We start from the raw sequence: 13,100 nt of genomic DNA on the forward strand, positions 1-13,100 counted from the left end.
CCGCAAGCGGAAGGAGGCTCGTTCGCATGGATGAGCGCAACGACGAACAGCCCGACACCGGCCCGACGCCTCGGACCGCTCTGGACGCGGCGCGGGAGTTCGAGCAGTACGCGCCTCGCGCGAGCGATACTGCGCCGACCCTCCTTCCGGATGGCGTGCGGTCGTCCTCGCCCGGCCCCCGCCGGCGATCGACCGCCCCCGCACCGGTCGAGGACGAGAACGCGATCGACGTGGGCCGCCTCGGTCTTCCGACGACGCGTTCGCACGCTCTCCCGCCGCCTGAGCCCGCACCGGATCCCGCTCGGCCTGTCCCCGGCGGTCCCGTTTCTGCAGGGACTCCCGTGAACCAGGAGCAGTCGCAGGCCGACGAGACCTCCGGGCTGTCCGTCCCCACCCGACGCGACCGCCTCCGTGCGGAATCCTCCGGATCGGGGGCACCGACGACTCCGGGCGCTCAGGGTGGCGTCACTCCCGAGTCGGCGTCGATGCTGACGCCCGACCGCCTCCTCGAAGTGAACCGCAAGACGCGTCCAGCGCCCACGGGTGGCTGGAACCGCTTCCTCTACGGCCTCACCTTCCGCACCGTCAACCTCGGCGACTCCGCGAGCGTTCGAGCCTGGAAGGCGATGGACGTCCGCATCGGCCGTCAATTCGAGGGCGGCACGCGCTTTGTGCCCGTGATGACGCGCAAGGGCGGCGTGGGCAAGACCACGGTCACCACACTCCTGGGCATGGCCCTCGCCGACTCGCGGGAAGACCGGATCATCGCGGTCGACGCCAACCCGGACCGCGGCACGCTCGCCGAGCGGGTGCCCAAGCAGACGCGGGCGACCGTCCGCGACGTCGTGAACCGCGCCTCCGGAGTGACGGGTTTTACCGAGTTCTCGACCATGGTCTCGCGGGATGAGACGCGACTCGACGTCCTCGCCTCCGACACCGACCCCCAGCTCTCGGAAGCGTTCGACGAGAACGACTACAACGTGGTCGCGGATCTCGTCGAGCAGTTTTACTCGATCATGTTGACCGACTGCGGGACTGGGATCGTCCACTCGGTGATGCGGCCCACCCTCCAGCGCGCGGATACCGTGGTGATCGTCTCGGGCGGCAGCGTCGATGAGGCGCGACTCGCGTCCGAGACCCTGACCTGGCTGGACGCGAACGGCCACGGCGCTCTGGTCCGCAACGCGGTGGTCGCGCTGAACACCGCTACCCCGGGGACGAGTCTGGTCAAGCTTGAAGAGATCGAGTCGCACTTCCGGTCCCGGGTGCGTGAGATCGTGCGGATTCCCTACGACCCGGTGCTCGCCGCCGGTTCCATCGTGAAGTGGGAGCAGCTGCGCCAGGGTACAAAGGAGGCGGCGCGGCTGCTCGCAGCGCACGTCGTCGAGGGCATACCGGTTCGGCGTGTCTGAGGCCTCCGGGCAGGAGCAGTCCGTTCGAGCCTTCGACCTGATCGTCATCGGAGCGGGCTCGGGCAACGCGATCGTCGGGCCGGAATTCGACGGCCTCCGGGTCGCGATTCTCGATGACGGGCAGTGGTTCGGCGGAACATGCCTTAACGCCGGATGCATCCCGACGAAGATGTTCGTGCACGTCGCCGATGTGCTCGCGGATGTCGACCAGGGCGACCGAATCGGCGTTCACTCCCGCCTCGCGCGGCCCGAGTGGGCGGAGGTCCGTGACCGGATTTTCGGACGCATCGACGCGATCAGCGAGGGCGGCTTCGAGTACCGCGATCAGCGCTCGCCGAATGTGACCGTCCTGCGCGAAAGCTTCGGCTTCGAATCCCTCGGCGACGGCACAGGCCCGCACATGCTAGTCAGCGCGAGCGGCGCCCGCATTAGCGCCCCGCAGGTCGTGATCGCCGCCGGCTCGCGCCCGGGGCCGCTCCTGGCGGCATATGAGCCCGACCCACGCATCCATGACTCCTCATCGGTCATGCGCCTCGAGGAGCTGCCCGAGCGGATGCTGATCCTCGGCGGCGGCGCGGTCGCCGTCGAGTTCGCCCACGTCTTCTCCTCCTTCGGCACCTCGGTGACCGTCGCCGTCCGCGGCGACCGGCTCCTCCGCGCCCTCGACGAGGATGTCGCCCGCCGCTTCACCGCGATGGCCGCCGAGCGCTACACGGTCCGCACAGGAGTCACTGTCGAGAGCATCGACGCCCGCGACGACTGCCTGTACGTCGTCCTCGACGATGGGAGCACGGTCGAGACGGACCTGCTCCTAGTGGCGCTCGGGCGCGACCCGAACAGCGACACGCTCGCCGCCGCCTCCGTCGGGATCGACGTGCACGAGGACGGACGGATCAGCGTCGACACCGAGCAGCGCGTTCTCTCCGGCGGGCACCCGGTGCACGGCCTCTTCGCCCTCGGCGACGTCTCGTCCCGCTGGCAGCTCAAGCATGTCGCCAACCACGAGGCTCGGCTCGTCGCGCACAACCTACTGCACCCGGGTGCGCTGCTCTCGAACACGCTCGTCCCCGTTCCCGGCGCGATCTTTGCCCATCCGCAGATCGCGCACTTCGGGCTCACCGCGGCCGAGGCCCGCCTGCAGGGGATCGACATTGTGGCTGTGACGCAGGAGTACGCGTCGACGGCCTTCGGCTGGGCACTCGAAGACGACTCGAGCGCGTGCCTGCTGGTCGTCGGCCTCGACGGCGCGCTCCTCGGCGCGCACATCATCGGACCGCAGGCCAGTATCCTCATTCAGCCGCTCGTCCAGGCGGCCAGTGCCGGCATCGGCATCCGCGGACTCGCCCGCAGCCAATACTGGCCGCACCCCGCAGCGAGCGAAGTCGTCGAGAACGCCCTCCTGAGCGCGGAGGAGGCCCTGAGGGAGCGAACTACATGACCGAACGCCAGATTCGCATCTTCGGGGACCCGGTGTTGAAGACGCCGTCGGCGTCGATCGAAACGGTCGATGAGGGTGTCCGCGGCCTCGTCGAGGACCTCGTGGACAGCGTCCGTCCGCCCGGTCGGGCCGGCGTCGCTGCTCCGCAGATCGGCGTCAATCTGCGTGCTTTCAGCTACAACGTCGACGGAGTCGTTGGCTACATCCTGAACCCCGAGCTCATCGAACTGAGCGGTGAGCCGCAGCCCGTCGACGAGGGCTGCCTCTCGGTACCGAACCTCTGGTACCCGGCGATCCGTTACCCGCACGCGAAGGCGCGCGGCATCGACCTCGACGGCAACGAGATCGTCCTCGAGGGCGACGGCCTCATGGCTCAGGCTCTCCAGCACGAATGCGACCACCTCGACGGTCGGCTCTACCTCGACCGCCTCTCCAAGGACGACCGCCGAGCTGCCATGAAGGCCGTCCGCGAATCCGACTGGTTCTGAGTGTGATTCCGAGCCGGTCCCTGCCCGGCTCGGCGCGGTTGGCGTGGCGGGGTGGCTGGGGTGGGGGGAGCGGGTTGCGTGCGCCGACGGGAAAGCGCTGGACGCGCTTTTCCGGATACGGCTGTGCTGGTGTCGAGCTGGTCGCTGCCCGGCTCGGCGCGGTTGGCGTGGCGGGGTGGCTGGGGTGGGAACCCTGGGTCATTGAGGGGGCCCGCCGTGGCGGGATGGCTCGACGGGTGGGGTTCCCTCGGGGTCAGCGCAGCGAGATGCCCTCCGTGGCGGGAGCCGCGGAGTAGACGGCCGCGATGGTCTCGGCGTAGTCGGCGAGGATCACTGACCGCTTGATGCTCATCTTGGGGGTGAGGTGGCCGCTTGCCTCGGTGAACTCGGTGGGAAGGATCACGAACTTGCGGATCGACTCCGCGCGCGAGACCCGTTCGTTCGCCGCATCGACGGCGCGCTGCACCTCGGCCAGCACGGCAGGATTCACCGCCGCGTCCTCGAGAGTGAGCGCCGCATCCTGGCCGTTGTTGGCGAGCCACGTCGGCAGCATCTCGCTGTCAAGGGTGATGAGCGCGGCGATGAAGGGCCGCTGGTCGCCGACGACGACGACCTGGCCGACCAGGGGATTCGCGCGGATCGGGTCTTCAAGCGCCGCCGGAGCGACGTTCTTGCCGCCCGCGGTGACGATGATCTCCTTCTTGCGGCCGGTGACGCGGAGGTAGCCCTCGTCATCGAGCGCCCCGAGGTCGCCAGTGCGGAACCACTCGCCGTCGAACGCCTCCGCCGTGGCCTGCTCGTTGTTCCAGTAACCGCCGAAGACGTCGATACCGCGCACCAGGATCTCGCCGTCGTCGGCGATCCGCACTGACACTCCGGGCAGCGTCGGCCCGACGCTGCCGATCTTGAAGCGCTCCGTGCGGTTCACGGTCGCCGGCGCTGTGGTCTCGGTCAGACCGTAACCTTCCAGGATCTTGATGCCGAGGCTGTGGAAGAAGTGGCCCAGCCGGTCGCCGAGTGGTGCGGATCCCGAGACGGCGTACCGGACGTTCCCGCCCATCGCCGTGCGGAGCTTCGAATAGACCAGCCGGTCGAACAGGAGGAACTGCAGCCTTAGCGCGAGAGGCACGGAGCCGGCCTCGACGGCGATCGAGTGCGCGACGGCGACATCCGCCGCACGCCGGAAAATCTTCCCGCGCCCGGCGGTCTCGGCCTTTTGCTCAGCCGAGTTGTAGACCTTCTCGAACACCCTCGGAACCGCGAGCAGGAACGTCGGCTTGAACGAGGCGAGCGAGGGGAGTAGCTGCTTGGTGTCTGGCTGATGCCCGACCTTCACGCCTCCGTGCACGCAGAGGATCGCGATGAAGCGGGCAAAAACGTGTGCTGTAGTGATGAAGAGGAGTGTCGAGGCGCCGGGCTGGTGAATGAGTTCCGTCAGAGCGACCGCGGCGTTGCGGCTCAGCTCGACGAAGTTCGAGTGGCGGATGATGCAGCCCTTGGGGTGGCCGGTCGAGCCGGAGGTGTAGATGATCGTCGCGATGTCGGAGCCGGTGGCGAGGGAACGCCGGCGCTCGATCTCGGCGTCCGGCACCTCGGCGCCGCGAACCACGAGCTTGTCGAGGTCGCCCAGTCCGATCTGCCAGGCGAGGCGGACACCGGGAAGATCGGCGCGCACCTCATCGAATCGGGCGAAGTGCTCCGCGGTCTCGACGATGACCGCGTGCGCGCCGGAGTCGGTGAGGTTCCACTGCACCTGAGCAGGGGAGGAGGTCTCGTAGACAGGGACGAGGACACCGCCGGCGAACCAGACGGCGAAGTCGATCAGGGTCCACTCGTATCGGGTCTTGCAGATGAGCCCGACTTTCTCGCCGGGCTCGAGGCCCACGGCGACGAAGCCTTTCGCCAGGGCGGTCACCTGGTCGAGGAACTCCTGTGCGGTCACGTCCCGCCAGCCCGCCCCGTCCGGCAGGGCGAAGAGCGCCCGGTCGGGCGTCTCGCGGACCCGGTCGAGCAGGAGCGCGGTCGCATTCGCCTGTGGGTCCGCGGGGACCACAGGGGGAGAGTCGAACTGGTTCATGGCAACTCCTTCGGTACCTGAATCAACGTCGTCTCCACCTTACCGGTGCAGAGCAGGCTGTGATTCTTTTCAGGTAAATCGACTGGGCATATCGAGTGGGCACATCGAGTGGGGCATATCGGTCGCGCACATCCGCGGAGGAGGCGAGCGAGCGTCGGGCGGGTCGGGTCACTACACTCATTCTGGTCGCCGCTGAGGCGGACCCGCCGTCGCGTCCGCGCCGGTGGCATCGTGAAAGGCGGTTCGCGTGCACGCGATCGGGATCGACATCGGCGGCACGAAGATCGCTGGAGCCCTGGTCGATGAGTTCGGCGGCATCCTCCGCGAGGACCGTCGGCCCACTCCCGCGGGGCATCCCGAACTCATCGTCGACGTCGTGGTCGAGATGATCGAGCACCTGCGCGAGGGGCTGTCCGCGCAGGACGTCGCCGCGGTCGGAGTCGCCGCCGCCGGCTTCATCGACGCGTCGCAGTCGATCGTCTACTACGCCCCCAATATCAACTGGCGCAACGAACCCTTCCGCGAGAAGCTGTCGGCTCGGATCGACCTCCCGATCATTATCGAGAACGACGCCAATGCCGCGGGCTGGGCTGAGTTTCGTTACGGAGCAGGGCGCCTTGTCAGCGACATGCTGATGCTCACCATCGGCACCGGAGTCGGCGGCGCGATCGTGATCAACGATCGACTTCTGCGCGGCGGCTTCGGTGCGGCCGCCGAGATCGGGCACATGCGCGTCGTTCCCGGCGGCCTGCCCTGCGGCTGCGGAGCCCGCGGCTGCATCGAGCAGTACGGGTCCGGTCGTGCCCTGCAGCGCTTCGCCGGCGAGTTCGCCGACGCGGGCGGGATCGGACAGGGTATCGCCGACGCCCGCGCGCACAACGGCGGCGTAATGAACGGGCAGCTGATCTCGGAGCTGATCATCGCCGGCGACCTCGGGGCGCTCGCCGCCCTGCGTCAGCTCGGCCACTGGCTGGGGGAGGCGGCCGCCAGCCTGAGCGCTGTGCTCGACCCGCAGATGTTCGTTATCGGCGGCGGAGTCGCGCAAGCGGGTGACCTCTTGCTCGACCCGATCCGCCAGGCTTACCTCGACAATCTCCCGGCCCGGGGCTACCACCCCGAGCCCGAATTCCGCATCGCCGAACTCGTCAACGACGCTGGAGTCGTCGGGGCCGCCGACCTCGCGCGCCTGCACGCGAGTTCCCTCTAGCCGGCACCCGCCGCGCCCGATCCACCGCACCGCCGAGGAGCCCGATGTTCTACTGGTTCATGAAGCACATCGTCGCGGGCCCGCTCCTGAAGACGATCTTCCGCCCGTGGGTGATCGGCGCCGAGCGCATTCCGCAGGAGGGAGGTGTGATCCTCGCGAGTAACCATCTTTCGTTCATCGACTCCGTGATCCTCCCGCTGGTGATTGAGCGCAACATGGTGTTCCTCGCCAAGAGCGATTACTTCACTGGCAAGGGCCTCAAGGGCTGGGCGACGAAGATGTTTTTCACCGCGACGGGGATGCTGCCGATCGACCGCTCGGGAGGCAAAGCGTCGGAGGCGTCGCTGAACACGGGCCTGCGTGTGCTGGCCGGCGGCCACGCGCTCGGCATTTACCCCGAGGGCACTCGGAGCCCCGACGGGCGCATGTACCGCGGGCGTACCGGCGTCGCCCGGATGGTGCTCGAGGCTCGCGTCCCCGTCATTCCGGTGGCGATGATCGATACTGCCCGCATCATGCCGATCGGCAAGCGGATGCCCAGACTCGGCCGGATCGGCATCGTCTTTGGCGAGCCGCTCGACTTCACCCGATTCGAGGGAATGGAGGGCGATCGCTTCATCCTCCGCTCGATCACCGACGAGATCATGTACGAGCTGCTCACCCTGAGCGGCCAGGAGTATCTCGACGTGTATGCGACCTCGGTCAAAGAGAAGCGCGCCGCGCTCACCCGCTGAGCGGACATTCGACGCCGAGCGGACATTCGACGCTGAGCGCCCCTCCCGATTGATCCCCCCGCAGACGATAAGCTCGTCAACCGCTGCCGTCCGTCCGGGCGGCGGCCCTCCACGCGCCGCTGGCGCCCGTCAGAACCGGGAACACCTCGTGGTCATCGATCCGAACGAACCGTCCGTCCTCGCTGCCCCCTCGGTGGTTGCCGGTCTGGACTCGTGGCGGGAGCTCGAGATCAAGCAGCAGCCGCAGTGGCCGGACCCGGAGGCGGCGAAGGCCGCGTCCGCCGAGGTAGCCGCTCTGCCTCCGCTGGTGTTCGCCGGCGAGGTCGACCAGTTGCGTGAGCGCCTCGGAGCCGCGGCCCGCGGCGAGGCGTTCCTCCTGCAGGGCGGCGATTGCGCCGAGACCTTCGCCGGAGCGACAGCCGAGCAGATCCGCAACCGCGTCAAGACGGTGCTGCAGATGGCCGTCGTGCTGACCTACGGTGCGAGCATGCCCGTCATCAAGATGGGGCGGATGGCCGGGCAGTTCGCGAAGCCGCGCTCAAGTGATCTCGAGACGCGCGGAGACGTGACGCTCCCCGCTTACCGCGGCGACATCGTGAACGGCTACGACTTCACTCCGGAGTCGCGGACCGCCGACCCGCGCCGCATCGTGCAGGGGTACCACACGGCCGCGTCCACTCTGAACCTCATTCGCGCCTTCACCCAGGGTGGCTTCGCCGACCTCCGGTTGGTGCACTACTGGAACAAGGGCTTCACCGAGAACCCGCAGAATCAGCGCTACGAGCAGTTGGCTCGCGAGATCGACCGTGCCGTGAAGTTCATGATCGCGTGTGGGGCCGACTTCGAGGGCATGAAGCGGACCGAGTTCTACACGGGCCACGAGGGTCTGCTGATGGACTACGAGCGGCCGATGACGCGGATCGATTCGCGGACCGGAACTCCCTACAACACGTCGAGCCACTTCATCTGGATCGGCGAGCGCACCCGTGACCTCGACGGTGCCCACGTCGACCTACTGTCGCGCGTGCGCAACCCGATTGGCGTGAAGCTCGGCCCCACGACGACTCCCGAGACGATGCTTGAGCTGATCGACAGGCTCGACCCGGAGCGCGAGCCCGGACGCCTCACGTTCATCACGCGGATGGGCGCGGGCAAGATCCGTGACGCCCTGCCGCCCCTGCTCGAGGCCGTCAAGCGGAGCGACGCGCTGCCGCTGTGGGTCACCGACCCCATGCATGGCAACGGCCTCACCACGCCCACCGGCTACAAGACCCGTCGCTTTGACGACGTGGTGGACGAGGTGAAGGGCTTCTTCGAGGCGCACCGCGCAGCGGGGACGCACCCGGGCGGCATCCACGTCGAGCTCACGGGCGACGACGTGACCGAGTGCCTTGGCGGCTCGGAGCACATCGATGAGGCGACGCTGGCCACCCGCTACGAGTCGGTCTGCGACCCGCGCCTCAACCACATGCAGTCGCTGGAACTGGCCTTCCTCGTCGCGGAGGAGCTGCGCGGCAGCGCGCTCTGACCCGACCAGCGGGACCGGGGCGCCGACTCAGGTCGTGATCGTGAGGGACAGCTGGACGGTGGTGCCGCGCTGTACGAGGTCGCCCGCCTTGTTCGACTGGTTGGTCACCTTCGTCCGCTCGTTCTGCGTCTTTGGGTCGTCGACCAACGGCCCGTAGCTCCAGGAGAGGCCGACGGCGCCGAGCGCTGCCTTCGCCTCGTCGCGGGTGAGGCCGACGACGTTCGGCACCGCCACCGGTTTCGGTCCCTTCGACACGACCACCGAGATGGAGTTGCCGGGGACGGCCGGAGACGTCGGATTCGCCTGCGTGAGCACGATGCCCGGGGCGACGGTGTCGCTCCAGTCGTCGCCCCTGCGATCGAGTGCGAGGCCCGCGGCCTCCGCCTTCTGGGTGGCGGCGTCCACCGACAGGCCCACCACGTTGGGGATCGGCCCGAGACTGACCACCATCGCGATGGTGGTGGCCTCGGACATCGTCTCGGGGAGAGCGGAGCCATCGGGCAACGCCGCGGAGATGACGACACCCGCATCGACATCAGCGTCGAAGACCTTCGAGACCTCGCCGACGGCGAAGCCTCCGCCGGTGACGGCATCGGACGCATCCCCTTCCGAGAGTCCCGCCAGCGCCGGCACCGGCAGCTGGCGCGGCCCGCTTGAGACAGTCAGCGTGATGACGGTGCCCTTATGCACGCCCTTACCGCCCGGAGGATCCGAATTCATCACGGTCCCGGCCGGCACAGTCAGATCGGGTGCCTGCTGGGGCTGGACCTCGAAGCCCTGCGCCTGCAGCTGGGCGGTGGCCTCGTCCTGAGACCGGCTGACGACGTCCGGGATCGACACGATTGTGCCCGGACCCTCGCCAAACCACCAGGCCGTCCCACCTCCGATCAGCGCGAGCAGCAGGATGACGACACTCAGCAGGACGCCGCGGCGCCGACGGGCGCGGCGCTTCTCCGCGAGGCGCGCGACGGTGTCGTCACCGTCGTCGACCACGGCTACCGCGCCCGGTGCCTCGAACGCGGATGTCTGATCGGGTACCGCCGGATCGAAGAGATCGGTCATCGGTTCCGCGTCGGAAACGGGACCCGGGAGCGGAGTGACCGCCTGCGTGTCTCCGCGCCGGTCGCTCGGCGTGATCCCCATCAGCCGCTCGGCCTCGAGTAGCTGCGCGAGCATCACGCCTGCATCGCGAGGACGCATGTCCGGGTCGCGCTCCGTCGCCCAGAGCACGAGTTCGTCGAGCGACGTGGGCACCGAGGGCACGGTGGCGCTCGGGTAGGGAACGGAGTCGTTCGCGTGCTGGTAGGCAATCTGCATCGGCTGCTCACCGGTGAACGGCTGCTCGCCCGTGAGCATCTCGTAGATCATGATGCCGATGGCGTAGATGTCGCTGCGGGTGTCAGCGGTGCCACGAGTGACGAGCTCGGGGGAGAGGTAGGCGATGGTGCCCAGCAGCGCCTGCCCGGAGGCGGTGTTCGCGGTCGCCGCACGCGCGAGGCCGAAATCGCCGATCTTGATCCGGCCGTCGTCAGCGAGTAGCACGTTCTCGGGCTTGAGGTCGCGGTGCAGAATGCCAGCACGGTGCGCCGCTGCGAGCCCGGACAGCACCGAGTGCATGATGTCGACGACCTGCTGAGCCGTCAGACGCCCGCGATCCTTGAGGAGATCGCGGAGCGTGATCCCGGGCAGGTATTCCATGACCAGGTAGGCCATATCCGAGTCCTGGCCCTGGTCGAAGACGCTGACCACGTTCGGGTGCGCGAGCCGGGCGGCCGAGCGCGCCTCCTGAACGAAGCGGTTCTTGAAGGTCGCGTCGTCCGACAGGTGCCCGTGCATCACTTTCATCGCGACGCGTCGCTCGAGGCGCTGGTCATGAGCGAGGTAGACCGTGGCCATGCCGCCGCGCGCGATCCGCGAGCGGACCTCGTATCGGCCGTCGACGAGACGGCCGAGGAGGGGGTCGAGTTGGCTGGTGGTCACGCGATGAGTCTAGGCAAGAGGTCCCGGTGAACCGGTGAGCGACGCCCGGACGGCGCGGGAGCCGGGCTTGGCCCCGCTTGGCCACTCCGCGGCACCGTGGCAGTCTTGGCGGGTGACCGACTCGTCCGCTTCCGCCTCCTCCACCACCGACTCCGAGTTCGACTGGCTGACCATCCCCGACCTCGTCGAGTTGACCGGGCTCGGTGTCAGCCGTGTCCGCCGCCTCCTCGAGGAGCGCCACTTGCTCGGCACCCGCCGGGACGGTGTCGTCGTGGTGCCCTCCCTTTTTCTGCGCGACGGGGAGCCGATGACCGAGATCCGCGGTACCGCGATCCTCCTCTCGGACTCGGGCTTCACCGATGAGGAGGCGGTCGAGTGGTTGCTCAGCACAGAGGACACCCTCGGGACGAGCCCGATCCTCGCCCTCCGCGCCGGTCGCAAGGCGGAGGTGCGCCGCGTGGCGCAGGCCCTGGCCTGACCAGCCGGTTCGCGGCGGCGCCCTAGGAGGTGCGGACCGTGACCCGCTCGGCCAGCTCGCGCAGCTCGGCCGCTCCCTCCGGCCGCAGCGGGGCGTCAGGCAGAACCGCCATCGCCGCGGCGACCTCCCGCGCGATCCGCTCTTCGAGCCGCTTGAGCGCTCCGCTTCTTTCGACGATCTCCTGAGCGCGGGAGATGGCTGCCGGATCCGCGTCGCTCCGGCCGACGACGGCGTCGAGTTCGGCCCGCTCGTTCGGGGAGCAGGCTTCACGCGCCAGCCCGAGCAGGACGGTTCGCTTGCCCTCGCGCAGATCGTCTCCCGAGGGCTTACCGGTGACGGCCGGATCGCCGAAAACGCCAAGGATGTCGTCGCGGAGTTGGAATGCGATGCCGACGGGGAGCCCGAAGTGCCGTAGCGCGTCGAGTTGCGCGTCGTCTCCGCCCCCGAGCGAACCACCGATCGCCAGCGGGGCCTCGATGCTGTACTTCGCGCTCTTATAGACGACGACCCGTTCGGCGCGCTCGAGGTGTTCGTGCTCGGGGTGCCGAATCCAGGCGCTCTCCTCGAGGATGTCGAGGTACTGCCCGAGTGTCACCTCGGTGCGCATGAGGTTGAACTCGGCGCGCGCGCGGGCTGCCGCGACTCGGTCCTCCAGCGACCACTCCGCGCCGGCGAAGATCTCGTCGGACCAGACCAGGAGGAGATCGCCCAGCAGGATCGCGGAGGAGCGGCCGAACTCCTCTCGGTCGCCCGTCCAGCCTCCCTCCTCGTGGAAAGAGGAGAAGCGGCGGTGCGCAGCGGGGGCGCCGCGGCGAGTGTCGGAGTTGTCGATCACGTCGTCGTGCACGAGTGCTGCCGCATGGAACAGCTCGAGGCTCGCTCCTACCTGCGCGATCGGATCGGATCCGCTCGAATACGCGTCGCTCGGCACACTCGAGACGGCGTTCCAGCCCGCCTCACAGAAGCGCGCCCGGAACCGCTTACCTCCGCTGAGAAAGTCCCGCGAAAGGTCGCCGAGGGCCCAGACGTCCTCACCGATCGAGCGCAGAATTGGCATGCGTCCGACGAGGAATTCATCGATTCGGAGCTGGACGCGATCGACCAGTCGAGAGCTGTGGGTCACCTGACCAGCCTATGCACCGGCGGCGCCTGGCGCCTGTGCTGGACTCGGTCTACACTGAAGCGCCGCCGACCGGTCGTGCCCAGTGCCGCCAATTTCGTCGCCGACCCCCGCGGGGCTCGGCGTCACACCCTGAAGGGGTCAAGATGCCGCTTTCGGAACACGAGCAACGGCTCCTCGATGAGATGGAGCGGAACCTCTATCAGAATGACGCCGATTTCGTGGCAGCGGTCGGCAAGGGTCGCGGTGGTACCAACTATCGGGCTCTCGTTCTGGGCATCCTGCTCGGCATTCTTGGTCTCGCGGTGCTCGTGGCGGGTGTCGTCGTCCGACAGCCACTCGTGGGCATCCTCGGCTTCGCCGTCATGCTCGGCGGAGTCGTCGTCGGTCTGCGCCCGGCGCCCGGCGGCTCCGTCGAGGCTGGGCTGGCCGACGCCGGTCGGCCGTCGAAGCCCCGCTCCAGCAACCGGCAGGGTTCCGGATTCATGGACCGCCTGAACGACAGGTGGGACAACCGCGGAGACGGGCGCGGCTAGCCCGCTCCTTTCCGCTCCACCACAGGGTCGATCCTTACGGATCGGCCCTTTTTTCATGCCCGGACTCTCCCTTTTCCAGCAGTCTCCCTCCACTTCGCCCCA

The 13,100-nt window shown here is 68.4% G+C and carries 11 protein-coding genes; 8 read left to right on the forward strand and 3 right to left on the reverse strand.

Going from position 1 to position 13,100, the window contains the following annotated elements; translation table 11 throughout:
* Nucleotides 1-26: 26 nt before the first annotated feature.
* From HRF29_RS00385 to def, 3 genes are read left to right on the forward strand one after another with little or no spacing between them, the layout of a single operon-like run.
* Complete coding sequence (locus tag HRF29_RS00385) at nucleotides 27-1,412, forward strand: MinD/ParA family ATP-binding protein (RefSeq protein ID WP_173243050.1); 1,386 nt, start codon at nucleotides 27-29, stop codon at nucleotides 1,410-1,412.
* A complete protein-coding gene (locus tag HRF29_RS00390) occupies nucleotides 1,405-2,850 on the forward strand; it encodes a mycothione reductase (RefSeq protein ID WP_173243052.1) in 1,446 nt (481 codons plus the stop codon). The genes HRF29_RS00385 and HRF29_RS00390 overlap by 8 nt, the downstream gene beginning before the upstream one ends.
* Nucleotides 2,847-3,338, forward strand: a complete 492-nt coding sequence (gene def, locus HRF29_RS00395; RefSeq protein WP_173243054.1) for a peptide deformylase — start codon at nucleotides 2,847-2,849, stop codon at nucleotides 3,336-3,338. Before HRF29_RS00390 ends, def begins: the two co-directional genes overlap by 4 nt.
* 253 nt (nucleotides 3,339-3,591) lie before the next feature.
* Here the strand turns inward: def and HRF29_RS00400 are convergent, their stop codons facing one another.
* A complete protein-coding gene (locus HRF29_RS00400) occupies nucleotides 3,592-5,415 on the reverse strand; it encodes an AMP-dependent synthetase/ligase (protein ID WP_173243056.1) in 1,824 nt (607 codons plus the stop codon).
* 247 nt (nucleotides 5,416-5,662) lie between these two features.
* On the opposite strand from HRF29_RS00400, the gene HRF29_RS00405 reads away from it, so the two are divergent.
* From HRF29_RS00405 to HRF29_RS00415, 3 genes are all read left to right on the forward strand, one after another.
* Nucleotides 5,663-6,622, forward strand: a complete 960-nt coding sequence (locus HRF29_RS00405) for an ROK family glucokinase (protein ID WP_173243058.1) — start codon at nucleotides 5,663-5,665, stop codon at nucleotides 6,620-6,622.
* Nucleotides 6,623-6,666: 44 nt separating this feature from the next.
* Entirely contained in the window at nucleotides 6,667-7,356 is a 690-nt protein-coding gene (locus tag HRF29_RS00410) for a lysophospholipid acyltransferase family protein (RefSeq protein WP_173243060.1), read from the forward strand.
* A gap of 148 nt (nucleotides 7,357-7,504) precedes the next feature.
* Entirely contained in the window at nucleotides 7,505-8,884 is a 1,380-nt protein-coding gene (locus HRF29_RS00415) for a class II 3-deoxy-7-phosphoheptulonate synthase (protein ID WP_425503076.1), read from the forward strand.
* Nucleotides 8,885-8,911: 27 nt separating this feature from the next.
* On the opposite strand, the gene pknB is transcribed toward HRF29_RS00415, so the two are convergent.
* Nucleotides 8,912-10,864 (reverse strand): Stk1 family PASTA domain-containing Ser/Thr kinase, encoded by a 1,953-nt coding sequence (gene pknB, locus HRF29_RS00420; protein WP_173243062.1) that lies wholly within the window; start codon nucleotides 10,862-10,864, stop codon nucleotides 8,912-8,914.
* 112 nt (nucleotides 10,865-10,976) lie between these two features.
* Here pknB and HRF29_RS00425 point away from each other — a divergent pair, with 112 nt between their 5' ends.
* Nucleotides 10,977-11,342, forward strand: a complete 366-nt coding sequence (locus HRF29_RS00425; protein WP_343043590.1) for an Rv2175c family DNA-binding protein — start codon at nucleotides 10,977-10,979, stop codon at nucleotides 11,340-11,342.
* 22 nt (nucleotides 11,343-11,364) lie between these two features.
* Here the strand turns inward: HRF29_RS00425 and HRF29_RS00430 are convergent, their stop codons facing one another.
* On the reverse strand, nucleotides 11,365-12,465 hold the full coding sequence (locus HRF29_RS00430; RefSeq protein WP_173243064.1) for a polyprenyl synthetase family protein: 1,101 nt from the start codon (nucleotides 12,463-12,465) through the stop codon (nucleotides 11,365-11,367).
* A 143-nt stretch (nucleotides 12,466-12,608) separates the two neighbouring features.
* Between HRF29_RS00430 and HRF29_RS00435 the strand changes: the two genes are divergently transcribed.
* A complete protein-coding gene (locus HRF29_RS00435) occupies nucleotides 12,609-12,998 on the forward strand; it encodes a DUF3040 domain-containing protein (protein ID WP_173243066.1) in 390 nt (129 codons plus the stop codon).
* Nucleotides 12,999-13,100 lie beyond the last annotated feature (102 nt).

The organism is Rathayibacter agropyri, from assembly GCF_013249015.1.
Classification (GTDB): domain Bacteria; phylum Actinomycetota; class Actinomycetes; order Actinomycetales; family Microbacteriaceae; genus Rathayibacter; species Rathayibacter agropyri.

Bases quoted from the DNA above. Each gene is read 5' to 3' on its own strand.
- HRF29_RS00435 (WP_173243066.1), top strand. From the start codon at position 12,609: ATGCCGCTTTCGGAACACGAGCAACGGCTCCTCGATGAGATGGAGCGG.
- HRF29_RS00410 (WP_173243060.1), top strand. From the start codon at position 6,667: ATGTTCTACTGGTTCATGAAGCACATCGTCGCGGGCCCGCTCCTGAAG.
- def (WP_173243054.1), top strand. From the start codon at position 2,847: ATGACCGAACGCCAGATTCGCATCTTCGGGGACCCGGTGTTGAAGACG.
- HRF29_RS00385 (WP_173243050.1), top strand. From the start codon at position 27: ATGGATGAGCGCAACGACGAACAGCCCGACACCGGCCCGACGCCTCGG.
- HRF29_RS00400 (WP_173243056.1), bottom strand. From the start codon at position 5,415: ATGAACCAGTTCGACTCTCCCCCTGTGGTCCCCGCGGACCCACAGGCG.